This window comes from Streptomyces sp. NPDC001415 (assembly GCF_053597395.1).
Window position 1 is genome coordinate 322,057 of the sequence record NZ_JBSFIE010000007.1, and the last position, 23,211, is coordinate 345,267.

A 23,211-nucleotide genomic window follows, 5' to 3' on the forward strand; every position below is an offset into this window, starting at 1 on the left:
GAGCCTGTGTCTGAACCCCGCCCGGGCGGGGTTCAGACACAGGCTCTCAGTGAGCGGGGTGGGCCCGGGTTCAAGAACCCGGGCCCACTTCGCTTTGCGGGTTTAGACACAGGCTCTAACTCTGAGTGCCGAAGTCCTGAGTCCACCAGGGCCCGCCGGACCCGTTGTGGACCCCGATGCCGATCTCCTTGAACGCGCAGTTCAGGATGTTGGCGCGGTGGCCGGGGCTGTGCATCCAGGTGTCCATGACGGCGGCCGCGTCGGCCTGGCCCCGCGCGATGTTCTCGCCGTACGTACTCCACTTGTACCCGGCGGCGGTGATGCGCTCGCCGGGTCCGGCGCCGCTGGGGTCGGTGTGGTCGAAGAAGTTCTGCGCGGCCATGTTCTCGGAGTGCTTGAGCGCGGCGTCGTACAGCTTGGGGTTGCTGGTGAGTGCCGAACAACCGGCCTTCGCACGCTCGGAGTTGACGATCGCGAGCACGTCCTGCGCGGCGGCCGGCTGACCGGATTCGGCGCTGGGGGCGGCGCGCTTGGTGCTGGGGGCGGGCCTGGGCGGCACGGGGTGCGAGGAGGGCTTGGCGGCGGGCGAAGCCGGGGGCTTGGCGCTGGGACTGGCCGAACTGCTCGGCCTGGCAGGGGAGTTGGAGGCCGAGGCGGACGGGGGAACGGGCTTCATGCTCGTACTCATCCCGTCGGCGGCGGCCTCGGTGGTGGTGCCGGGGGCATCGGCGACGGTGCGCGACGCATCGTGCCCGGAGTCGGTGAAGAAGTGGAAGGCTCCGCCGAGGGCGGCGACGGCGGCCACCCCGGCGATGACGGCGGCGGCCCGGCGCCGACGCCGCGCCCGCTGGTCCCGCCGGTCGCGCCGGGAGGCGGGGCCGCGGCGCTTGTGGGCGGCGTGGCTGGCGCGGGGGGCTTTCGGGGCTTGAGGAGCGGGCTGGGTGGTGGCGTGGGCGGCGGTCTGCAGAGCCGGGCCCGCTCCTGCGTGGAGGGCGGCGAGAAGTCCGGCGGAGGCGGCTGCGACAGGGACGAGCGCGAGGCCGACAAGAAGCCCCTCGGCGGGTATGAGCCCGCTCCAGTGCCCGGAGCAGACGGCGCAGGTGCGCGCGTGCCGGGCTATTCGCTTGCGCCACAGGGCGGAAGGCACGCCGTCCCAGGAGAGGGCGAACCCGGAGAGTTCGCCACAGCGCTCGATCCCGGCGAGGGCGCGCACGACGACGCGGGCGGTCTCCAGCTGGCCCTTCATGCGCTGGATGCGTACGGCGGCGTGCTCGGGGGTCAGGTCGAGCGCGGAGGCGACCTCGCCCCGGGTGAGTACGCCGGCGGCCTCCAGCCACCACAGCGAGAGGAGCGCGCTGTCGTCGGGCTCCAGCCAGCGGGTGGCCTCGGTGACCTCCTTGCGCTGCCCGGAAAGCCCGAGCTGGACGATGGTGAGGTCGACGAAGTCGGCACCGGGGTCGGCGATGTCGTAGGCGTCCTGGAGCCCACCGTCGACGGGGGCCGGGGTACGGCGATGGCCCTGCCAGTACCGTCGGATCTCGTTCATGGTGACGGCGACCAGCCAGGACCGGAAGGCCTCCGGGTCGCGCAGCGAGCCGAGCCCGTCGAGCATCCGCAGCAGGCTCTCCTGCACGACATCGTCGACGTCGGCGTGCCCGTTCAGCGCGCGGCCGACGATGTTGTACACGAGCGGCAGATACCCGGCTATGAGCTCGTCGCGGGCCACCTGGTCACCGGCCCGAGCCGCGACGACCACCGCGGCTTCCTGTTCACTGATCACGCTCGTCCACTCTCCCCGGCATCGACCGAACCTAACTGGCCCGACGGAGAGGAGAACAGCCCGGCTGTGACCGGATAACAGAAATCTGGTGATGGATATCGGCCGACGTTTGACGGGTTCTGACAGGTTCTGGCTGGTGGGGGCCGTGCCCGGGGCGGGGGTGGTGAGGGGTGTGGGGCTCGTCACGCTTGCGGGCGGGGTGGGCCGCGTGGGTGTCCCGTCTCGGATGCGGGCCGCGCGTGGCCGCTCGCGCAGTTCCCCGCGCCCCTGGCAGGGCTGTCCTTGGGGGAAGGGCGGGGCGTGGGCCTTACCACCCGGGGTCACCCGGGCGCATGCCCGACCGCCAGCATGTGGGAGCTGGCCGACAGGAGCTCGGGGTACGGCTCGGCGAGCCGGGCGGCCGCGAGCGCGGCGCGGAACATCGCCGAATCCCGCAGCGACTCCTTGCCGTGCACCTCGGCCGCCTTGAGCGCACCCCAGGACGGCCCCTCGATCCCGATCACCTCCACACCCCGCACACCGCCCGCCGTCAGCTCCTCGGCAAGCGACTCGGCGGTGTGGAAGTAGGCTGCGGTGAACCCCTTCCGACCGGGGTCGTGGCGCCCCGTCCTGAGGATGTCGAAGACGGCATCGTGGACGCGCTCGACATCAAGCAGCGTGGTGGCGACGTGCTCGAAGAGCGAGGCATAGCGCCCGATCGCGGCGGCCGCGACGAGCCCGCCCGGCTTGACGACGCGCAGCGCCTCGGCGATGGCCAGGTCCCGCTCCTCGCGCTCCAGGAGGTGGTAGAGCGGGCCGAGCAGAAGGACGACGTCCTGGGAGTGGTCGGGCGCGGACAGCTTGCGCGCGTCACCGACCTCGGCCGTGACGCCGAGGGGTGCCTGCGCGATATGGCGGGGCACGGGGTCCACGATGTGCACCGTGTACCCGTCCTCGGCCAGCCACTGGGCATGGATGCCGGGCCCACCGCCGACATCGAGGACGGCGGCCGGCGCGGGCGGAAGGTGGCGCCGCAGGATCTCCTGGGTGCGGATCAGTTCGAGCGCGCCGTCGGCGCTGGACGTCAGCCGTACGGATTCGTCGACCGTCTCGGCGTAGAAGGCCAGGACTTCCGGGGCGATTACCGGGTCTGATGTCATGGGCTCATCTCTATGCCTTGTGCGCGTCTCTACGCCTTGTGCGCGGCCACGTCCTGCGCCCGCGCCATCAGGTCGCGCACGGCGCGGGCCTTCGTGTACGGGGCGAGACGCTTGCGCATGGTGGCGAAGTGCTCGTCGCCGCGCGCCGTCGACAGGTCCTGGTAGTCGTCGAGGAACCGGTCCCATGTCGAGCACGCCTCCTCGACATGCCCGAGCTCGAACTGCCGTTGCGCGAGAACCCCGTTGGCGTGGGTCCGGCCCTGCCGTTCCTGCGGCGGCTGCACGCGCAGCGAGTGCCGCATCGCCTTGATCGAGCCCTTCAGGTCCTTGAACTCGTACAGGACGTGGGCGACATGGAACTGGTAGGCAGCCTGGTCGTATCCGCCGATGGCGTCCCGGTGGTTGTCGGCCTTGGCCAGCGCGGCCTCGGTCTCGCGCAGCCGGTTCATGGCCTGCCGCTTGTCGCCGACCATCGAGGCGGCGTGGGCCTGCTGGCCGCGCAGGAACGCGGTCAGGCGGGGCCCGGCCGAAGGGGCCACCTCGGCCGCGCTGTCGGCGTATTCGAGGGCCTTGGAGCCGTAGCGGAGGTTAGAGGCCTGGAGGCTCATGCCGCGCAGGGTGCGGCAGTACGTGACGTGGTCCTCAGCCTCTCGGGCGAGGTCGAGGGCGCGCAGGTAGTAGGTCTGGCCGGTGCCGTGCTCGCGTTCGTACATCGCCATCCACCCGGTCAGGTAGGTGAGGTCGGAGGCGGCCGAGAGCATGTCGGCGTGCACCTCCCCGGTGGCCGAGGCCTTCAGGTAGGGGCCGACGGTGTTCACGAGGAACGCCGCCGCCATCGGCCGGGCGTGACCGGCGCCGAGCTCGTCGAGAATGTCGGCGATCTTGTCCGTCATCCTGCGGACGGTGTCAACCTGCCCTTGACCGATACGAGTTGTGGGACGAGCCGGGGATTTCGCGGCGGCTTTCGCGGGCGTTGCCACGGCGAATGCGGGGACGGCCAACGCGGCCGAGTACAGGCCGCCGGCGAGAACGCCCCGACGGGACGGGTTCATGTCGGCCGTTCCCAGATCCACCAGGTCCTCGACCGTGTCACCCGCTGCCCCGCCGCGCACGTCCGGAACGGGCGTGAGACCCGCCTCGGCATGCGTGACCGGTCGCTTCAACCTACGCGCCAGGACCTCGACGATAACCGCCCTGACCTGCGGTTTCGGCTGCGTACCGGCAAGCCAATGTTTCACCGCCGAATGGTCATAACGCAGTTCGAGCCCGGCTGCGAGACCCGCATGATTCACCGCATGTGCGAACTGGGACTGCGTGTATTTCGCCTGTTCAAGCAGGCTCGACAGGCCGGTGTTCGGTGTCCTGGGGCTGATCCTCGCCATCTCAACTCCCAACCAATTGCCGGGGTTTCCCAGGTTTCACATTCCCGGAGGCCTTCAACGGTACCCGCGGGCCCGCCCTCGGCGGTTAGCTCTTCACAGCACCCCCGCCCGGAAGAGGTGAATCCGGAAGGGGGCAGGGTGAGTGAGGAGCGTGAGCACGATAGACGCGAAGCCGTTGACGCCCACCGAGCGGGAGCTTGCCGCGTTGGACTGCGACCGGGTCCTTGTCGGTTTCCAGTTCAAGCCGAGCCCGCTGGAGATCGGCCGCCTGACCGTGACGATCCGGAATCACGGTGAGCGCCTGCACGCATCGGTGGCGGACGTGCCGGACCGGACCCCGCGCTCGGACGCGGCCCTGCGCGACTGGGCCGACCTGGTGGCGCGGGGCCCGGAGCCCGTCCCGCTGGGCGCGTGGACCTACCTCCGGGCGCTGGCCCGGACGGTCCGAGCGTTCCTGGAAGTCCTCGATGCTCCCAACTCTGCGAAGAGCAGAGTCAGTTGATCTGGCCCCCCGGCCCAGTCACGGCGGGGATGCGCCCCGGGACCCCAACCCAGAGGCGACTTCAGCTCATCGGTGTCCGCCCCGAACGTCGTCTTCGAGAAGCTGAGCCACCTTGAACTCCGCCCGCACCACGCCGTTCTTGACGTCGGATACGGGTCCGGCTGCAACACCGCCTACCTCTGTGAGCGCGTCGGCAGCGACCGCGTCACCGGCGTAGAGGTTGACCAGGATCTAGCCCACCGGAACACCTCCGGACAGCTGTGAACTGCCCGAACCGAGGTTCCGTGCTGGGTACGCTCCGTGAGTGACCCACACCCCTGGACGCCCCCCGGCGGTCGGCAGCGCGCCGACGCCGGACATCACGTACACGCAGTGCAAGCGGTGCGGTACCGAGCTGGCCGGGCTCGACGGCCGGTATTCGTGCGGGGTGTGCGGCTGGTCCAACCACTGGTCGGAGGGGCATCGGCCCCTCCCGGTCGCCGAGGACGATCCGGATGCGCCGCCCCCGCCGACCAACCCGCTTCGGGAGCGGTAGGCGGTAACCGGAAGGCGCAGAGCTTGCCGCTCGCCCCGGCTACGGCACGCAGGGCTGAGGAAGCCCGGTGGGCCGGTGCCGCAGGTGTATCGTGCGCAGTACCTTCCTCATGAAATGTACCGTTTTGTACGATGACTTGAGTGTTCCCAGGATCCCCCGTCGCACCCTCCTCGCCACCCTCCCCGTGGCCTTCGCGCTGAGCGGATGTGACTCCGCGCCTCCGCGCGAGCGCCCGCTGCGGCCCGCCCAGGGCCCGCCGCCCGGGCCCGCCCGGCAGGTCGGGGTGACCGAGCGCCAGACGCCGTACGCGCTCTTCGTCTCCTACGACCTCACGCCGAATACGAGCGGGGCTCCCGGGCGGGACGCCGTGCGGCGGCTGCTCGCGCGGTGGAGCGAGTCGCTCACCGGGCTTGAGGCGGGGGCCGGCGCGACCGTCGGGATCGGGCCCACTCTGCCGACGAGGCTCGGTGTCGGGGCGCCCGAGGGGTTGCGGGAGCTGCCTCCGTTCCCGGGGGAGCGTCTCGACGCGGGGGCCGGCGGGGGCGAGATCGGGGTGCAGATCTCCGCGCGGGATCCGCAGGCGTGCGAACGGGTCGCCTGGCTGCTCGCGGGGGCCGGCGCGGGGGTGCTGCGGCCGCGCTGGCGTCAGGCCGGATTCCTGCCGGCCGAGCTGCCGGGGCCGGGGACTGCCCCCTTCACGCCTCCGCGCGACGGCGAGACCCCGCGCAATCTCCTCGGCTTCAAGCACGGCACGGCGAACCCCACCGCCGAGGAGTGCGCCCGCTGGGTGTGGCTGTCCGCGCCGGGGCCGTACGCCGACGGCACCTTCCTCGTGGTACGCCGGGTACGGCTGCGCACCGAGGAGTTCGGACGGCTGCCCGTTGCCCGGCAGGAGCAGATCATCGGGCGCCGCAAGCGTGGGGGTGAGCCGTTGGGGGGTGGGGCGGAGCGTGATCAGGTCGACCTGGATGCGCGTACGTCCGGGGCGGGTCCGGGTCCGGGGGTGAGTTCCGAGGGGAGTCCGGGAGGGAGCGCGGGGGCGAGTCCGGAGGGGAGCCCTGGAGGGAACCCGGGGGGCAGTCTGGGGGCGAGCCCGGCGGGAAGTCCGGAGGGGGGTTATGTCCTGCCCGCGGACGCGCATGTGCGGCTTGCGAATCCTCGGCTCGATGGCGGGGCTCGCATGCTGCGGCGGGGGTACGCGTACGAGAACAGCCCCGCTGATCGGGGGCTGCTCTTCCTGGCCTACATGAACGACCCCGCGCTCTTCGTGCGGGTGCAGCGGCGGTTGGCTGCGGGCGATGCGCTCAACTCCTTTGCGGAGCACTATGGTTCGGCTCTGTTCTATGTGCTGCCGGGGGCGCTGCCTGATCGGCCGCTTGGCAGCGGCGTGCTTTGACGCTCCGCGGGGGTGGGGATTCGGCCTCGCGTTGTGGGTGGCTGGTCGCGCGTTCCCCGCCCCCCGGCGGGATGCGGTGCGGGCTTCCCTGGGCTGTGCCCCGGGTCCCCCGACGGCTGTCAGTCCGCGGATCGTGGGTGGCTGGTCGCGCAGTTCCCCGCGCCCCCGACCCCGCTTTCAGCCTCGGAGCGTGCGTGGTTGGTCGCTCCCCCAAGTTCTCGGCTTCGCTCGAACAGGGGGGACCTCAGGGGTCCTTCAACCCCCGCAGGGTCGGGAAAGGGCGGGGTGGGGGAGCGGACCCCGGGTCAACCCGGGAAGTGGCACGCCACCTGCCTCTCCTCCCCCGCCGCAACCCCCCGCAACACCGGCGCCTCCACACGGCAGACCTCCGCCGCCCGCGCGCAGCGCGGATGGAACGCGCACCCCGGCGGCGGTGACGCCGGGCTGGGAGGGTCCCCCAGCAGCGTGATCCGCTCGCGAGCCCGTTCCGCCGCGGGGTCGGGGAGGGGGACGGCGGACAGGAGGGCCTGGGTGTACGGGTGGGCCGGAGCCGCGTACACCCGCTCCTTCGCGCCGATCTCCACCACCCGGCCCAGATACATCACCGCCACCCGGTCACACACCCGCTTCACCACCGACAGGTCGTGCGCGATGAAGAGGTAGGCCAGGCCCAGCTCCTTCTGTAGGCGTTCCATCAGGTTGACGATCTGGGCCTGGACGGAGACGTCAAGGGCCGACACCGGCTCGTCCGCCACCACCAGCTTCGGGTCGAGGGCCAGCGCGCGGGCTATGCCGATCCGCTGGGCCTGGCCGCCGGAGAACTCGTGCGGATAGCGGTCTATGTGTTCCGGGATCAGGCCGACCAGGTCCATCAGCTCAACCGCACGGGCGCGCGCCGACGACTCCGAACTGCCGTGGGCGAGCAGCGGGTCCGAGATGATGCGGGCCACCGTCTGGCGCGGGTTCAGGGAGGAGTGCGGGTCCTGGAAGACCATCTGGAGGTCCTTGCGCACCGGTCGCAGCTCGCGCCGGTTCAGGCGGCTGATGTCGCGGCCCTCGTACGCGATCGTCCCCGAGGTGGGCTCAAGGAGGCGCACGATCACGCGGCCCGTCGTCGACTTGCCGCAGCCGGATTCGCCGACCAGGCCCAGCGTCTCGCCCGCCGCCACGTCGAAGCTGACGCCGTCGACGGCCCGCACGGGTGCCGAGCGGTGGCCGCGGCCGGGGAAGTGCATCCTCAACTCCCGTACGGACAACAGGGGTTCGGAGAGTGCTTCGGCAGCCGGAACAAAGCTCATGACGCTACGCCTTCGTACGCGGGGAGGTGGCAGGCGACCGGGTGGCCCGTCGGGCCGCCGAGCAAGGGGCGTTCGCTCTCGCAGCGGTCCCGCAGCTCGGTGCTCGCGGTGGCCGCGCGCGGGCAGCGGGGTGCGAACGCGCAGCCCGGGGTGGGGTCGAGCAGCGAGGGCGGGCTGCCCGGGATGGCCCGCAGGGGCGCGTCGTCGCTGTCGTCCAGACGGGGCAGGGAGTCGAGGAGGCCCCGGGTGTAGGGGTGCGCGGGCATGGCGAACAGGTCGTCCACCGGGGCCTGTTCGGCCGCCCGGCCCCCGTACATCACCAGGACCTCGTGGGCGACCCGGGCTACCACCCCCAGGTCGTGGGTGATCATCACGACCGCCAGGCCGCGCTCCTGCTGCAACCGGGCGAGCAGTTCCAGGATCTGGGCCTGGACGGTTACGTCGAGGGCCGTGGTCGGCTCGTCCGCTATGAGGAGCTCCGGCTCGCAGGCCAGCGCCATCGCGATCATCGCCCGCTGGCGCATGCCGCCGGAGAACTGGTGCGGGTATTCGCCCGCCCGCCGCGCCGGCTCCGGGATGCCCACCTCGGCGAGCATCTCCACGGCCCGCTTGCGGGCTTGTGCGCGCCGGGAGTTGAAGTGCACCCGGTGGTGCTCCGCGATCTGCTCGCCGACCGTGTAGTACGGGTGGAGGCTGGACAGCGGGTCCTGGAAGATCATCGCGATGCGGCGGCCGCGCACCCGGTTCAGGGCGCGTTCGGGCAGGCCCACCAGTTCCTGCCCGTCCAGGGTGATGGAGCCGGTGACCTCGGCGCCGGTGTGCAGGCCGAGCACGGCCATCGAGGTGACGGACTTGCCGGACCCGGATTCGCCGACGATGCCCAGGGTGCGGCCCCGGTGTACGTCGAAGGAGAGCGTGTCCACGGCCCGTACCGGACCTCGCTCCGTGGGGAAGGTGACGCTCAAGTCACGTACGGACAACAGGAGTTGATCCTTAGTCATCTCGGTCATCACAGCCTCACCCGCGGGTCGACCACCGCGTACAGAAGGTCGACCGCCAGGTTGGCGACGACGATGAAAGCGGCGGCGAGCAGGGTCACGCCGAGGATGACGGGCTGGTCGCCGGTGGACAGGGCGCCGTAGAAGAGCCGGCCGATGCCGGGCAGGCCGAAGATGGACTCGGTGATGACCGCGCCCGCGAGCAGCCCGCCCAGATCCATGCCGAACAGGGTCAGGATCGGGGTCATCGCGGAGCGCAGGCCGTGTTTGACGACGACCGTGCGGCGCGGCAGGCCCTTGGCGCGGGCGGTGCGGATGTACGGCTCCGCCATGGTCTCGATCATGGAACTGCGGCTCTGGCGGGCGTACATGGCGGCGTACAGGATGGCGAGCGCGATCCAGGGGAGCAGCAGGTTGGACGCCCAGTGCACGGGGTCGGAGCCGAACGCGACGTACTGGGGGTAGGGGAGCAGGCCCGCCACCCGGATCAGGCCGTAGATCAGCATCACCGACGTGAAGTAGACCGGCATGGAGGCCGCCGCGACCGCGCCGACCATCAGGGCGCGGTCGGTGAAGGTGTCCTTGCGCAGGGCGGCGGCGACGCCGGCGGTCAGGCCGAGCGCCAGCCACAGCACCGCCGCGCCGAGGGCCAGGGAGGCGGAGACGGGGAGGCGGTCCATGAGGAGGGCCCAGACCGACTCGCTGTTCTCGTACGAGTAGCCCAGGCACGGGAAGTCGCAGTGCAGCGCGTACTGGCCGGTGCCCATGGTGCGGCCGGTGAAGATCCCGGAGGCGAAGTCCCAGAACTGGCGCCACAGCGGCTGGTCCAGGCCCATGTGGGCGCGGATCGCCTCCAGGCGTTCGGTGCTGCACGACTTGCCGCAGGCTGCGGCGGCCGGGTCGGACGGCAGGACGTAGAAGATGGTGAAGGTGACCGCGGCGATCGCGATGAGCACGCCGATCACGCCGAGGATCCGGCGGGCGAGGTAGCGGGTCATGTGCGGCTGCCCCTCGGGTCGAGGACGTCGCGCAGCGCGTCGCCGAGCAGGGTGAACGCGAGCACGGTGAGGAAGAGGCAGGTGCTCGGGATGATGAAGTACATCGGGTCGGTGTCGTAGAACGACACGCTCTCGGCGATCATCTGACCCCAGGACGGGGTGGGCGGGCGCACGCCGACGCCGAGGTAGCTGAGTGCGGCCTCGGTGGCGATCATGCCGGGGACGATGAGCGTGGTGTACGCGATGACGGGACCGGCGACCCCGGGCAGGATGTCGCGGGTCAGGATGCGCCAGGGGCCTGAGCCGCCGACGCGGGCGGCGTCCACGTACTCGCGGTGTTTGAGCGAGAGGGTCTGGCCGCGTACGACGCGGGCGATTCCGGGCCAGCCGAACAGGCCGATGACGGCGGTCATCAGCAGGATGCGGTTGACGTCCTTGGCCACCGACATCATCGCGATCATGAAGATGAGGGACGGGAAGGACATGGTGAGGTCCATCAGCCGGGACAGGACCGTGTCGGTGCGGCCGCCGAAGTAGCCGGCCGCGATCCCGGCCGCCGTGCCCGCGACCACGACGATGGCGGTCGCGGTCAGGGCGATGAGCAGCGAGACCTGGGCGCCGTACACGACGCGGGCGAACAGGTCGCGGCCGGTGACGGGTTCGACGCCGAGCCAGTGGTCGGCGGAGATCCCGCCGAGCGGGCCGAGCGGCTGGCCGCCGAGGTAGGGGTCGATGGCGGTCTTGTCGAACTCTTCGGGGGACCAGCCGCCGAGCGCGCCGAGCAGCGGGGCGCCGGCCGCCATGAACAGGAAGAGGACGACGACGGCGAGGGAGATCTTCACGGAGGTACGGCGGCGCAGTTCCGCGCGGGCGAGCTGCCAGGGCCCGCGGCCGGTCACTGCTACCGGTGGTTTCGCCGGAGCGGTCAGGGGAGTGGTCATGGTCGGGCGGGCCTCAGTTCCCGCTCTGGGCGGGGTTCTTGAGCCCGACGGTGGCGTAGTCGAGCTGGCCGCCGAAGGACGTCTGGCCGTAGCCGCCCGCGATGTTGGTGCCGAGCACCAGCGGCCAGCGCCGGACCAGGACGGGCACGGCGGGGGCCTTGGCGAGGATCTCGCCGTCGAGCTGCTGCCAGGCCTGGGCCGCGGCCTTGACGTCGGTCATGGCGGAGATCTCGTCGATCCGCTTCATGGTCGCGTCGTCGCGGAAGACGGAGTGGTTGCCCTGGTTGCCCTTCTCCTTGATGTAGCGGCCGTCGAAGACGAACGGCAGGAACGTGGAGCCGGACGGGTAGTCCGGGCACCAGCCCGTGTAGAGGATGTCGGTGCGGTTCTTGACGTCGCCGATGGTGGCGTAGAACGCGGACGGGTCGACGGTCTCGATGGTGACCTTGATCCCGGCCTTGGCGAGGGATTCCTGGATGGCCTCGGCGCGGCCCTTGTCGCCGGTGGAGACGGTCATCTTGGTCTCGAACCCGCCGGGCTTGCCCGCCTCCTTGAGGAGCTCCTTGGCCTTGGCGACGTCTCCGGTGGTGGGGATCTTGAGGGTGTCGGGCTGCTTGCCGTCGAAGAGGGTGGCCGGCATGTACGCGGTGGACAGGTCGTTGAACGCGGGCCCGCCGGACGAGGTGAGTACCGCGTCCTTGTCGAGCGCGTACATCACCGCCTGACGCACCTTCACATCGGTGAACGGGGCGCGTCCGGTGTGCATCTGGATCATGTCCGTGCAGTTGGTGGACTCGGCGAGGAGGCGCTCGCGTACGGCTGTGTTCGTCAGGACCTTGGGCGCGCTCTCGGGGCGCAGCGCACCCCAGGAGACGGCGGAGGCGTCGGCGCCCTGGCTGGCGATGAGGCGGTCGTCGATCTGGGTGGCCTTGAGCCCCATCGTCACGACGATGCGGTCCGGGTAGGCCTTGCGGACCTGGTCGCTGCCGGGGTCCCAGTGGGTGTTGCGGACCAGGGTGAGCTGCTTGTTCCGCTGGTACGACTCGACCTTGTACGGGCCTGACGAGAACGGTCTGTTGTCGTACTTGGGGCCGTTGTCCTGCGCCTTGGGCACGGGCGCGAAGGTCGGCATGACGGTGGCGTTGGGGAACTCGGCGAAGGGCTTGCGGAGTTCGAAGACGATCGTGTGGTCGTCGGGCGTCTTGACGGAGTCGAGGTGCTTGCCCTGGGCGGGGCCCTGGTAGCCCTCGGCGCCGGTGAGGTAGCGGGCCGCGTAGTCGGAGCCGCCGGGCAGGTCGGGGGAGAAGGACCGCTCGACGTTGTACTTGACGTCCTGCGCGGTGATGGGCGAGCCGTCCTCGTAGGTGAGGCCCTGTTTGAGGTGGAACGTCCAGGTGCGGGCTCCGTTGGAGGGGGTGCCGAGGTCGGTGGCGAGGTCGGGCGTCAGCTCGCCGCCGCCGACGCCGGGGACCGCCTTGTAGGTCACCAGGGTGCGGTAGAGCAGCCGGGTGCCGAAGTCCATGTCGCTCATGACCCAGTTGCGGGCCGGGTCGAGGTGGGTGAAGTCCTGGTTGGACAGGACGGTGAGGGTGCCGCCCTTGACCGGGGTGCCGCCGACGACCTTGCCCACGTTCGCGACGGCCGGGTTCTTGCCGCCCCCCGCGCCCGCGCCGGTGTGCTTTCCCCCGGAACAGCCGGCCGCTCCGAGGGTGAGCGTCGCCGTGAGGGCGATGGCGAGGGCGGTGCAGGTGCGCTTGTTCATTGGCGGTCACTCCGTGAGCGTTCGGCAGCCTGAAGCGGCTGGAATGTGACCCGTAACATAGTAATGTGAAATTGCACTGACAAGGTGTCGGGGACTCTTTTATCCGATGCGTACCCGATCCGGTATCCGATCCGGGCGACTCCTTGGCAGAGGCAGTGCCATGTGAAATATTACCGAGGTGCCCACGGGATCCATGAGTTCCAAGAGATCGGCTAGAGCGACGGGACCGGCCAGATCTGCCGGCTCCACGACCTCCACGAGCAGCGCGAGCAGCGCGAGCAGCGCGAGCAGCGCGAGCTTCACGAGGAGCGCCTCGGACGTCATCGTCGTCGGGGCGGGGGTCGTGGGGGCCGCCTGTGCCTACTACGCGGCCCGGGCCGGTCTGAGCGTCACCGTGCTCGACCGGGGCCCGGTGGCGGGCGGCACCACGGGATCGGGCGAGGGCAACCTCCTCGTCTCCGACAAGGAACCGGGACCCGAGCTCGAACTCGCCCTGTTCTCCGCCCAGTTGTGGCAGGAGCTCGCCGAGCTGCTGCCGCGCGGGGTCGAGTACGAGCCCAAGGGCGGGCTCGTGGTCGCCTCCGACGAGGCGGGGCTGGCCGCGCTGCGTACCTTCGCGGCGGGCCAGGAGAAGGCGGGCGTGACCGTACGCGAGGTGGCGGCCGACCGGCTGCACGACCTGGAGCCGCACCTGGCGTCGGGTCTCGCGGGGGGCTTCCACTATCCGCAGGACGCCCAGGTCATGCCCGCCCTCGCCGCCGCCCATCTGCTGCGCGCGTCGGGCGCCGAGGTCCGGCTCGGGCCCGGCGAGGAGGTCACCGGTCTGCTCACCGGGCCCGGCGGCGCGGTGCGGGGGGTGCGGACCGCTTCCGGTGCGCTGTACGCCCCGCACGTGGTGAACGCGGCCGGCACCTGGGGCGGTGAACTCGCCCGCCTGGCCGGGGTGTTGCTGCCCGTGCTGCCCCGGCGCGGCTTCGTCCTGGTCACCGAGCCGCTGCCGCGGGTGGTGCGGCACAAGGTGTACGCGGCGGACTACGTCGCCGACGTGGCCAGCGGTTCGGCCGCGCTCCAGACCTCGGCGGTGGTCGAGGGCACCCCGGCGGGCCCGGTCCTGATCGGCGCGAGCCGCGAACGCGTCGGCTTCGACCGCACCCTGTCCGTCGAGGTCCTGCGCCGTCTGGCGGCCGGGGCGACAGCACTCTTCCCCGCACTGGCCGACGTCCGGACGATGCGTACGTACGCGGGCTTCCGCCCGTATCTGCCGGACCACCTCCCGGCGATCGGGCCCGACCCGCGCGTGCCCGGACTCCTGCACGCGTGCGGGCACGAGGGGGCGGGGATCGGGCTCGCCCCGGCGACGGGCCGGATCATCGCGGAGTGTCTGACGGATGGCCAACTCCCTTTGGAAATCGCATCGTTCGACCCGGCGCGGTTCGACACCGGCACTTGACCTGACCTGTTACGACTTTTACGAGTTTTACGAGAGGAGGCCCACGGTGGCCCGAACCCCCAGGGAACTGGCCGGGGCGCCGCCAGGCCCGGCGTTCGAGATCACGCTCGACGGCCGCCCGGTGTCCGCGCTGCCCGGCCAGTCCGTCGCCGCCGCGCTGTGGGCCGCGGGCATCCTGGCCTGGCGGACGACCCGCGAGGAGGGCCGGCCCAGGGGCGCGTTCTGCGGGATCGGGCAGTGCTACGAGTGCCTCGCGGTGATCAACGGGGTGCCCAACCGGCGGGCCTGCCTGGTGCCGGCGGGCCCCGGCGACGAGATCAGCACGCAGGGAGGGCACGGCCGTGGCGGACTTGGCGTCTGAACCGTCCGCTTCGACGGCGGAGCCGCAGGACAACCCCGCGGGGCCCGGAGCGCGCTCGGCGGAGCCGGCCGAACCGTACGACCTCGCCGTCATCGGAGCCGGGCCCGCCGGGCTCGCCGGGGCCGTCACCGCATCGGAACTCGGCCTGCGCGTCGCCCTGTTGGACCTCTCCGACCGGATCGGCGGGCAGTTCTACCGGCAGCCCGCGCCCGCGCTGCGTGCCGCGCACCCCGAGCGGCTGCACCACGACTGGAAGGCGTTCGCGGACCTGCGCGGGCGCCTGGAGGCGAGCGAGGTCGCGCACCTCGCCGGGCACCACGTGTGGACCGTCGAGCGAGGGGGCGACGGTGCGGAGTGGGCGGTGCACGCCCTGACCGGGGCCGACGGCGGGGAGGGGCGGCCGGTGCGGGTCCGGGCGCGGGCCGTGCTGCTCGCCACCGGGGCCTACGAGCGTCAACTTCCCTTTCCCGGCTGGACGTTGCCCGGCGTGGTCGGAGCGGGCGGGGCGCAGGCCATGCTCAAGGGTGGGCTCGTGCTGCCCGGGAAGCGGGTGGTCGTCGCGGGGAGCGGGCCGCTGCTCCTGGCCGCCGCCTCCTCGCTCGCCGAGGCCGGCGCCGAGGTGCCGGCCGTGATCGAGGCGTCCGGATATCTGGGGTACGCCCACCATCCCCGCGCGCTCGCCGCCAACCCGCACAAGCTCGCCGAGGCCGTGACGCATGGCTCGGTACTGCTGCGCCACCGCGTCGCGCTGCACACCCGCAGCGCGGTGACCGAGGTGCACGGCGCCGAGCGCGTCGAGGCCGTCACCGTCGCGCGGCTTGACGGCCAGTGGCGGCCGGTGCCGGGCACGGGGCGCAGGATCGCCTGCGACGCGCTGGCCGTCGGCCATGGCCTCGTCCCCGGCATCGAACTCGCCACCACCCTCGGCTGCGCCACCCGCCGCACCCCCGACGGCGCCCTCGCGCTGGTCCTGGACGCCCGCCAGGAAACCTCCGTACGCGGACTCTGGGCGGCGGGTGAACCCGGTGGCATCGGCGGCGCCCAACTCGCCTGCACGGAAGGCGAGTTGGCGGCGCGAGCGATCGCGGCGCGGCTCGGCAGGAAGCCCGGACCGGGCGGGCGCGTGCGGCAGTTGAAGTCCCGCCGCACGAGACTGCGCACCTTCGCCGAAGCCATGGCAGCCACGCACGCGCCGGGCCCCGGCTGGACCGACTGGCTCCCCGACGACACCGAGGTGTGCCGCTGCGAAGAGGTGACCGCGGGCCGCATCCGCGAGGCGGTCCAGGACTACGGCGCCCGGGATGCCCGTACGGTCAAACTGCTGACCCGGGCCGGCATGGGCTGGTGCCAGGGCCGCACGTGCGGAACGGCGGTGTCCTGCCTGGCGGGCGGCGCCGAACCCCCGGCGGAACGCCGCCCGTTCGCGACGCCGGTCCCGTTGGGCGTGCTGGCGGCGATGGCGCCGGATGCCGATCAGGAGGGGGCCGACGGGTAAGTGCGGGGGTTGTGCCGGCCCCCCCCGGCGGAGTGCGGGGCAGACACAGGCTCTAAAAAGCAACGTGACATTGTACTCTGGGTCTCCGCTCGGTACGGAGGAACAGCAGCATGGGTCACCTGAAGCAGAGCAAGGTCATCACCACCACCGAGCGCCTGCGCGACCAGGTCGCCCACGCGCTGCGTGCCGCCCTGATCTCCGGCGAGCTCCGCCCCGGCCAGGTCTACTCGGCGCCCGGCCTCGCCGAGGACTTCGGGATCTCCGCGACCCCCGTGCGCGAGGCCATGCTCGACCTCGCGCGCGAGGGCCTGGTGGAGCCGGTCCGCAACAAGGGCTTCCGGGTCACCGAGGTCAACGAGCGCGACCTCGACCAGTACACCGAGATCCGGGCACTGATCGAGGTCCCCATGGTCGGCCGCATCACCCGCAGCGCGGAGCGCGCCGACCTCGAAGCCCTGCGGCCGGTCGCCGAGGAGATCGTGCGGGCCGCCCGCGACCACGACCTCATCGGCTACCTGGAGGCAGACCGGCAGTTCCATCTCTCGCTGCTCGCCCTGGGCGGCAACGAGCGCCTGGTGGAAACCGTCGGCGACCTGCGCAAGCGTTCCCGCCTGTACGGTCTGACCGCCCTCGACCAGCGCGACGAGCTCATCCCCTCCGCCGAGGAGCACGTCGAACTCCTCGACCTCATGCTGGCCGGCGACGCCCGGGCCGCCGAGAAGTGCATGACCCGCCACCTCGGCCACGTCCGCTCCCTGTGGGCGCGGAGCGAGGCCGCGGAGCCGAAGCCGAAGCGCCGCCTGGGCGCGAGCCGCTGAGCCCGTCTCGCTGATGGGTCCCGCTCTCGGTCCCGTCACGAGTCCTAGGATCCGGTCCGCTCGATCGGGATCCACAGCACCGCGTCCGTGGTGTCGCCCACCTCCGTCGGCCGGGTGCGCAGGATCTCCGGGCCCGGGCGGCTCTGGTACGGGTTGGACGGGAACCACTCCGTGAACACGTCCCGCCACAGGTGCTGGAGCGCCTCCGGGAACGGGCCGGTGTTCTCGAAGACGGCCCAGGTGCCCGCGGGCACGAGGAGCGAGTCGAGGTCCTCGGGCGGGGCCTCCTGGGTCAACGCGGCGTGCCAGTAGTCGAGTTCGGTGCCCTCGGCCCGGCTGGGGTCGAGGTCGTCGCAGGCCGAGACGATGCCCTCCGGCTCCTGGTCGGACAGCTGGTGGATGCGCCGCGCCGTCTCCGGCCCGATGCTCCGGATGAACTCGGCGATGGACGGGTTGACCCCCGCGTGCACGAGCGGAACCCGCGCCTTCCTCCCCACCAGGTAGAACGCTTCCTTCTCCACGACCTGGTACCGCATGCTGGTACTCCCTTCGACGACGAGGCGGAAGGACATCCGGGGCTGGGACCGCAGGGCCGCGCCGGTGCGGCGGGCCTCGCCCGGGCCGACGCCGTGCACGGCACGGAAGGCCCGCGCGAACGCCTCCCCCGACGTGTAGCCGTACCGCACCGCGACATCGAGCAGCGTGCGCTGCCCGGCGAGCACCTCGGCGCCCGCGACGGTCAGCCGCCTGCGCCGCACGTACTCCGACAGCGGCATCCCGGCGAGCGCGGAGAACAGCCGCCGGAGGTGATACTCCGACGTCATCGCGATGCGGGCGAGTTCGCCCACGTCGATGTCCCCGTCGAGCCGGTCCTCGATGTGCTCCATGGCCTGGTTGAGCCGCTTCAGCATCCCGGCCCCCTTCCTTCCTTACGCGCTCCACGCTAGGAGCGGCCCACCCTGCCCGACCCGACATTCTGTGCCCGCCCCGATCGGGTCCCCGAGTGCCGCCCATGCCGAGCACGGCCACTTCGCGCAGTTCCCCGCGCCCCTTAACCCGCTTTCGGCCTCGGGCCGTGGTCGGCTGGTCGCGCAGTTCCCCGCGCCCCTAACAGCGTCGATGCTGGCCCGCACCGGGTCTGGGGCGGAGCCCCAGGAGATCCGGCTTCACCCCTCCCCACCCCCGGAGGCCACGTGGCGGAGCCGCAGAGTGTCACAGCGGGAAGGGGTGGGGTGGGGGCTCAAAACCCCGCCGGTGGCTACTCTGCACGGGTGACCACCGAGTTGACCTTGCTTACGCGCGTCGCCTACCGGGGCCAGGAAGTGACCGCGCCCCGGCTGCGCGGCCTCCTCGCGCTGCTTGCCGAAGATCTGCGGGCGGGCTGCAGCACCGGGCGGCTGGTTGAGGGGCTGTGGCCCGAGGAGCAGCCCGAGCGGCCGGGCAAGGCGGTGCAGGTCCTGGTGTCGCGGGCGCGGGCGCAGCTCGGCGCGGACGTGATCGCCAGCACCCCGGCCGGGTACCGGCTCGCGCTCGCCGAGGACCAGGTCGACAGTTCCGCCCTGCTGCTGCACGCCGCGGCGAGCGAGGCGCGGGCCCGGGCCGGTGAGCACGGCGAGGCGCTGGCCGAGGCCGAGGCCGGGCTCGCGCTGTGGGACGGAGCCGTCGCGAGCGGGGACGGGGAGGACCTGCGGGATCCTGTCGCCGCCCTGTGCCTCGCCCGGGCCGGAGCGCACCGCACGCTCGTGCGGGCCCGGGCGCTCGCCCTCGCCCGGGTCGGCAGGCGGGCGGACGCGGTCAGGCCCCTGGCTCAGCTCGCCCGCGAACTGCCCCGGGACGAAGAGGTGTTGGCCGAGCTCATACGCTGCGAGGCCGCCACCGCCGGCCCCGCCGCGGCGCTCACCCGGTACGACTCCTACCGCCGCGCCCTGCGCGACGAGCTGGGGGCCGACCCGGGCCGTGAACTCAAGGCGATCCACCAGGAGTTGCTGCGCGGCGAGGCCCCCGTCGTCCGGCACGGCGTGCTGCATGAGCCGAACCCGCTGCTCGGCCGGGACGCCGATGTCGCCGCGGTCACCGGGCTGCTGCGCAGCGCCCGGGTCGCCACCGTCGTCGGACCCGGCGGGCTCGGCAAGACGCGGCTCGCGCACGCGGTGGGCCGCGCGGCCGAGCAGCGGGTGGTGCACTTCGTGCCGCTCGCCGGTGTCACCCTCGACGACGACGTGGCCGCCGAGGTCGCCTCGGTGCTCGGCGTCGCCGTGCGCACACCGGGGCCCGCCGGGATCGTCGCCGGCATCGTCGGCGCGCTGGGCCAGGGCCCCGCGCTGCTCGTCCTCGACAACTGCGAGCACGTCATCCGGGGTGCCGCCGAGCTGGTGCGGGCCCTGGTGTCGGCCTCGAAGGAGCTGCGGGTGCTCGCCACCAGCCGGGCTCCGCTGGGCCTGACCTCGGAGTCCGTGTACGCGCTGCCGGAGCTGGGTCTCGTATCCAGCGTGGAGCTGTTCCGCCAGCGCGCCCGTGCCGCGCGGTCCGACGCGGAGCTGCCCGAGCGGGCCGTCGAGGAGCTGTGCCGCCAGCTGGACGGCCTGCCGCTCGCGGTGGAGCTGGCCGCGGCGCGGGTGCGGGTGTTGTCCGTGCCGGAGATCGCGCGGCGGCTGCGGGACCGGTTCGCGCTGCTGCGCGGCGGCGGAAGGGACGTACCGGAACGCCACCGGACCCTGCGCGCCGTCGTCGAGTGGAGCTGGAACCTCCTGGAGCCCGAGGCCCAGGCCGCCCTGCGCGTCCTGTCGGTGTTCCCCGGTGGCTTCACCGAGGACGCGGCCGAGCACCTGCTGGCCGGGGACGACGCGCTGTTCCTCCTGGAGCAGCTCGCCGACCAGTCGCTGATCAAGGCGGCCGACACCGCGTCCGGGGTGCGCTTCCACATGCTGGAGACCGTACGGGAGTTCAGCGCGGGACGCCGCGCGGAGGCGGGTGAGGAGGAGCTCGTCACCGACCGCTTCCTCGCCTGGGCGCGGGACTTCGGCCGGATGCACAACGACGCGCTGTTCGCCGCCGACTCCCTGAAGGTCTGGGAGTTGATCAGGACGGAGCAGGACAACCTCGTCCTCGCGCTGCGGCACGCGCTGGCCCGTGAGGACTGTCCCGCCATCGCGGCCCTCACCGCCGTGCTCGCATCGCTGTGGGCCACCGATTCCAACTACACCCGCCTCACCGACCTCGCCGCCGACTCCGGGGGGCCGCTCTCCCACTTCCGGCCGGGCCCCGACGACATCGAGCCGGCCCGCAACGCGGCCGTGGTGTGCGCGCTGAGCCTGTTCATGGGCTACGGGCCGCACGCCGTACGCCAGTTGGTGACCCTGCGCAGGCTGCCGCCCGCCGAGCCGGACACTCTGCTCAAGGCCATGGACCGGGTGCTGCGCGTCCTGCCGGAGGTGCGCCCGCCGCACTACACGCGGCTGTTGGAGCTGTGCGACTCCGAGCACCCGCTGCTCGCGGGCGTCGCCGAGTGCTTCGCCAGCTATGTGTGGGAGCACGAGCACGAGATGGACCGCGCGCTGGACTCGGCCCGCCGGGGCCTCGAAGCCCTGGCTCAGGTGCGCAATCCGGCGACCGAGATGCTCGGCCACGGCCGCATCAGTGAGCTGTGCCTGCAGAGCGAGCGGGGCGAGGAGGCGTACCGGCATCTGATGGCCGCGCTGAACGTCCTGGAGCGGACCGGTGACTGGTCCGACTCGGCCGGCTGGCACGACACGGTCGGCGTCCGCTGGGGGCTCGTCCTGGCGTGTCTGCAGCTCGGTGACGTCGATGAGGCCGAGCACTGGCTGAACCTGGCGACGCTCGAATCGGAGCCGGAGTCGGTGCGGGCCTTCAGCCCGGATCTCGCCGACCGCGCGGAGATCGCGCTGCTGCGGGGGCTGACCGAAGTGGGGCTCGGGCTGTGGCGGCAGGCGGTGCGGCAGATCCGCGAGGTCGACGAGATGGCGCATGCCAACGATCCGTTCGTGCAGGCGTGGTCCCTGCAGGTCCAGTCGGCCGCCGTGGCCGCGCACGCCCGGCACGGCCGCCTTGAACCGGTTGCCGAACTCGACGCCCAACTGCGCCTGCGCGTAAGTGAGTTGCTGACGAAACAGCGTCCGGAGGACGGCCCCGTCGAGCTGCCGGTGGCCGGCACGATGCTGTTCGCCGTGGGCCTCGCCGAGATCGCGAAGGGCGACAAGGCCACGGGCGTACGGTTGCTCGCGCTCGCCGAACGGCTGCGCGTGCGCCGGGAGTTCCCGACGATGTCCACCGTCCGGGCCCGGGAGTCCGCCGAGAACGCCGACGGGGCGGCGTACGCCGACGCGGTGTCGGAGTACGCCGCCCTGGGGCGGGGCGAGCTTGAGGCGGCCGCCGCGCGGTTGCTGCGCGGCATCAGCGCTGCGGATCCTGGTTGAACTTCGCCTTCGACCAGAAGTAGCCGAGGACGGTGAGGCCCAGCGCCCAGGCGATGGCGAGCCATCCGTTGTTGCCGATCTCCGTGCCGAGCAGCAGGCCGCGCAGGGTCTCGATGGCCGGGGTGAACGGCTGGTACTGGGCGATCGGCTGGAACCAGCCCGGCATCGAGTGCAGCGGCACGAAGGCGCTGGACAGCAGCGGCAGGAGGATCAGCGGCATCGCGTTGTTGCTGGCGGCCTCGGCGTTCGGGCTGATCAGGCCCATGCCGACGGCGATCCAGGTGAGGGAGAGGGAGAAGAGCACGAGCAGTCCGAGGGCCGCGAACCACTCCAGGACGGTGGCGTCGGTGGAGCGGAAGCCGATGGCCACGCCGACGGCGCCGACGAGGATCACGCTGAGGATCGACTGCAGCACGCTGCCGATGACGTGCCCGACGATCACCGACCCGCGGTGGATCGCCATCGTACGGAAGCGGGCGATGATGCCCTCGGTCATGTCGTTGGAGACGGAGATCGCGGTGCCGACCACGGTGGACCCGATGGTCATCAGGAGCAGGCCGGGGACGATGTAGGCGATGTACTTGGCGCGGTCGGGGCCGCCGCTGCCGATGCCCATGCTCATGGTGTCGCCGAAGATGTAGACGAAGAGCAGGAGCAGCATGATCGGTGTGAGCAGCAGGTTCAGGGTGAGCGACGGGTAGCGCCGGGCGTGCAGCAGGTTGCGGCGCAGCATCGTCGAGCAGTCGCGTACGGCGAGGGACAGGGAGCTCATCGGACGTTCTCCTTCTGGGCGGCCGGGGCGGCGGCGGGCGTTGCGGTGGGGTGGCTGGTCAGGGCGAAGAACACGTCGTCGAGGTCGGGGGTGTGCACGGTGAGCTCGTCGGCCTCGATGCCGGCCGAGTCGAGCCAGTCGAGGATGGCGCGCAGCTCGCGCTGGCTGCCGCCGCTCGGGATCTGGAGGGACAGTGACTCGTCGTCGCGGGTGGCCTCGCGCAGTGCGGCGGCGGCGGACCGGTAGGCGGCCGGGTCGGTGAAGCGGAGCCGGACGTGGCCGCCGGGGACGAGCCGCTTGAGTTCGTTCGCGGTGCCCTGGGCTACGAGCTTGCCGCCGTTCAACACCGCGATCCGGTCGGCGAGTTCGTCGGCCTCCTCCAGGTACTGGGTGGTGAGGAAGACGGTGACGCCGCCCGCGACGAGGCCGCGGATGATGTTCCACATGTTGTGCCGGCTGCGCGGGTCGAGGCCGGTGGTCGGCTCGTCGAGGAAGATGATCCGCGGGCTGCCGACCAGCGTCATGGCGATGTCGAGGCGACGCTTCATGCCGCCGGAGTACGTGGAGGCGGGCTTCTTCGCCGCCTCGACGAGGTCGAAGCGTTCGAGGAGTTCGGCTGCGACCCGGCGTCCCTCGCGGCGGGACAGGTGGTGCAGGTCCGCCATGAGCAGCATGTTCTCCTCGCCGGTGATCAGGCCGTCCACCGCGGAGAACTGCCCGGTCACCCCGATCGCGGCGCGTACCGACTGGGGGTGCGAGGCCAGGTTGTGTCCGCCGACCCACAGCTCGCCCGCGTCGGCGGTGATCAGCGTGGAGAGGATCTGCACGGCGGTGGTCTTGCCGGCGCCGTTCGGGCCGAGCAGCGAGAAGACGGTGCCCGCCGGGACGGCCAGGTCGATGCCGTCGAGGACGGTCTTGTCCCCGTAGGCCTTGCGCAGCCCGGTGGCTGCGATGGCGAGTTCGTTCGTCGTCGAGGTCATGCCGCAGAGCTTGCGGCGGACCGGGTTCAGCGCGGTTTCAGGCCGGTTTCAGGGCCCTGGGCGGCTGAGAGCCTGCGTCTGAACCCCGCCCGGGCCCGGGGCGTCTGGCACGCACTCCCCCAAGGCCTTAAGGGCCAGGGGGGACCCCCATGCCGCGTTGCCGAAACGCCC

Annotated in this window: 20 protein-coding genes; 9 read left to right on the plus strand and 11 right to left on the minus strand. The window is 72.0% G+C overall.

Annotated elements, in window-relative coordinates:
- Window positions 1-115 precede the first annotated feature (115 nt).
- From ACWC2B_RS12700 to ACWC2B_RS12710, 3 genes are all read right to left on the minus strand, one after another.
- Entirely contained in the window at window positions 116-1,780 is a 1,665-nt protein-coding gene (locus ACWC2B_RS12700; RefSeq protein ID WP_450716471.1) for a sigma-70 family RNA polymerase sigma factor, read from the minus strand.
- Between the two features lie 320 nt (window positions 1,781-2,100).
- Window positions 2,101-2,919 (minus strand): class I SAM-dependent methyltransferase, encoded by an 819-nt coding sequence (locus tag ACWC2B_RS12705; RefSeq protein WP_450716472.1) that lies wholly within the window; start codon window positions 2,917-2,919, stop codon window positions 2,101-2,103.
- Window positions 2,920-2,948: 29 nt separating this feature from the next.
- A complete protein-coding gene (locus ACWC2B_RS12710) occupies window positions 2,949-4,301 on the minus strand; it encodes a hypothetical protein (RefSeq protein ID WP_450716473.1) in 1,353 nt (450 codons plus the stop codon).
- 151 nt (window positions 4,302-4,452) lie between these two features.
- Here ACWC2B_RS12710 and ACWC2B_RS12715 point away from each other — a divergent pair, with 151 nt between their 5' ends.
- The 4 genes from ACWC2B_RS12715 (at window position 4,453) to ACWC2B_RS12730 (ending at window position 6,734) form a co-directional block, all read left to right on the plus strand.
- The gene (locus tag ACWC2B_RS12715) at window positions 4,453-4,803 is read left to right on the plus strand and encodes a DUF6415 family natural product biosynthesis protein (protein WP_450716474.1); all 351 of its coding nucleotides are present in this window, start codon (window positions 4,453-4,455) and stop codon (window positions 4,801-4,803) included.
- 72 nt (window positions 4,804-4,875) lie between these two features.
- A complete protein-coding gene (locus tag ACWC2B_RS12720; RefSeq protein WP_450716475.1) occupies window positions 4,876-5,067 on the plus strand; it encodes an rRNA adenine N-6-methyltransferase family protein in 192 nt (63 codons plus the stop codon).
- 40 nt (window positions 5,068-5,107) lie between these two features.
- Window positions 5,108-5,338, plus strand: coding sequence for a hypothetical protein (locus ACWC2B_RS12725; protein ID WP_450716476.1), 231 nt, complete (start codon window positions 5,108-5,110; stop codon window positions 5,336-5,338).
- Between the two features lie 136 nt (window positions 5,339-5,474).
- Window positions 5,475-6,734, plus strand: a complete 1,260-nt coding sequence (locus tag ACWC2B_RS12730; protein WP_450716477.1) for a Dyp-type peroxidase — start codon at window positions 5,475-5,477, stop codon at window positions 6,732-6,734.
- A gap of 305 nt (window positions 6,735-7,039) precedes the next feature.
- On the opposite strand, the gene ACWC2B_RS12735 is transcribed toward ACWC2B_RS12730, so the two are convergent.
- From ACWC2B_RS12735 to ACWC2B_RS12755, 5 genes are read right to left on the minus strand one after another with little or no spacing between them, the layout of a single operon-like run.
- Window positions 7,040-8,032 carry an ABC transporter ATP-binding protein gene (locus ACWC2B_RS12735; RefSeq protein WP_450716478.1) on the minus strand — a complete coding sequence of 331 codons (993 nt, stop codon included), beginning with the start codon at window positions 8,030-8,032 and terminating at the stop codon, window positions 7,040-7,042.
- Window positions 8,029-9,033 carry an ABC transporter ATP-binding protein gene (locus ACWC2B_RS12740; protein WP_450716496.1) on the minus strand — a complete coding sequence of 335 codons (1,005 nt, stop codon included), beginning with the start codon at window positions 9,031-9,033 and terminating at the stop codon, window positions 8,029-8,031. Before ACWC2B_RS12740 ends, ACWC2B_RS12735 begins: the two co-directional genes overlap by 4 nt.
- An 8-nt stretch (window positions 9,034-9,041) precedes the next feature.
- Window positions 9,042-10,028, minus strand: a complete 987-nt coding sequence (locus tag ACWC2B_RS12745) for an ABC transporter permease (protein ID WP_450716479.1) — start codon at window positions 10,026-10,028, stop codon at window positions 9,042-9,044.
- A complete protein-coding gene (locus ACWC2B_RS12750; RefSeq protein WP_450716480.1) occupies window positions 10,025-10,969 on the minus strand; it encodes an ABC transporter permease in 945 nt (314 codons plus the stop codon). Before ACWC2B_RS12750 ends, ACWC2B_RS12745 begins: the two co-directional genes overlap by 4 nt.
- 13 nt (window positions 10,970-10,982) lie before the next feature.
- Window positions 10,983-12,731: an ABC transporter substrate-binding protein gene (locus ACWC2B_RS12755; RefSeq protein WP_450716481.1), complete on the minus strand. Its 1,749-nt coding sequence runs from the start codon at window positions 12,729-12,731 to the stop codon at window positions 10,983-10,985.
- Between the two features lie 193 nt (window positions 12,732-12,924).
- Between ACWC2B_RS12755 and ACWC2B_RS12760 the strand changes: the two genes are divergently transcribed.
- The 4 genes from ACWC2B_RS12760 to ACWC2B_RS12775 all read left to right on the plus strand — a co-directional run bounded on the left by ACWC2B_RS12760 (window position 12,925) and on the right by ACWC2B_RS12775 (window position 16,855).
- Entirely contained in the window at window positions 12,925-14,181 is a 1,257-nt protein-coding gene (locus ACWC2B_RS12760) for an NAD(P)/FAD-dependent oxidoreductase (RefSeq protein WP_450716482.1), read from the plus strand.
- 46 nt (window positions 14,182-14,227) lie between these two features.
- On the plus strand, window positions 14,228-14,542 hold the full coding sequence (locus ACWC2B_RS12765; RefSeq protein WP_450716483.1) for a (2Fe-2S)-binding protein: 315 nt from the start codon (window positions 14,228-14,230) through the stop codon (window positions 14,540-14,542).
- A gap of 91 nt (window positions 14,543-14,633) precedes the next feature.
- Window positions 14,634-16,037, plus strand: coding sequence for an FAD-dependent oxidoreductase (locus ACWC2B_RS12770; RefSeq protein WP_450716497.1), 1,404 nt, complete (start codon window positions 14,634-14,636; stop codon window positions 16,035-16,037).
- A gap of 110 nt (window positions 16,038-16,147) precedes the next feature.
- The gene (locus tag ACWC2B_RS12775; RefSeq protein ID WP_450716484.1) at window positions 16,148-16,855 is read left to right on the plus strand and encodes a GntR family transcriptional regulator; all 708 of its coding nucleotides are present in this window, start codon (window positions 16,148-16,150) and stop codon (window positions 16,853-16,855) included.
- Between the two features lie 44 nt (window positions 16,856-16,899).
- Here ACWC2B_RS12775 and ACWC2B_RS12780 read toward each other — a convergent pair whose 3' ends face one another.
- The gene (locus ACWC2B_RS12780; protein ID WP_450716485.1) at window positions 16,900-17,766 is read right to left on the minus strand and encodes an AraC family transcriptional regulator; all 867 of its coding nucleotides are present in this window, start codon (window positions 17,764-17,766) and stop codon (window positions 16,900-16,902) included.
- A gap of 360 nt (window positions 17,767-18,126) precedes the next feature.
- On the opposite strand from ACWC2B_RS12780, the gene ACWC2B_RS12785 reads away from it, so the two are divergent.
- A complete protein-coding gene (locus tag ACWC2B_RS12785) occupies window positions 18,127-21,288 on the plus strand; it encodes an ATP-binding protein (RefSeq protein WP_450716486.1) in 3,162 nt (1,053 codons plus the stop codon).
- Here ACWC2B_RS12785 and ACWC2B_RS12790 read toward each other — a convergent pair.
- Together ACWC2B_RS12790 and ACWC2B_RS12795 are read right to left on the minus strand one after the other, a co-directional pair.
- A complete protein-coding gene (locus ACWC2B_RS12790; RefSeq protein WP_450716487.1) occupies window positions 21,266-22,060 on the minus strand; it encodes an ABC transporter permease in 795 nt (264 codons plus the stop codon). The two genes, ACWC2B_RS12785 and ACWC2B_RS12790, sit on opposite strands and share 23 nt — an antisense overlap.
- A complete protein-coding gene (locus ACWC2B_RS12795) occupies window positions 22,057-23,040 on the minus strand; it encodes an ATP-binding cassette domain-containing protein (RefSeq protein ID WP_450716488.1) in 984 nt (327 codons plus the stop codon). Before ACWC2B_RS12795 ends, ACWC2B_RS12790 begins: the two co-directional genes overlap by 4 nt.
- Window positions 23,041-23,211: the final 171 nt, after the last annotated feature.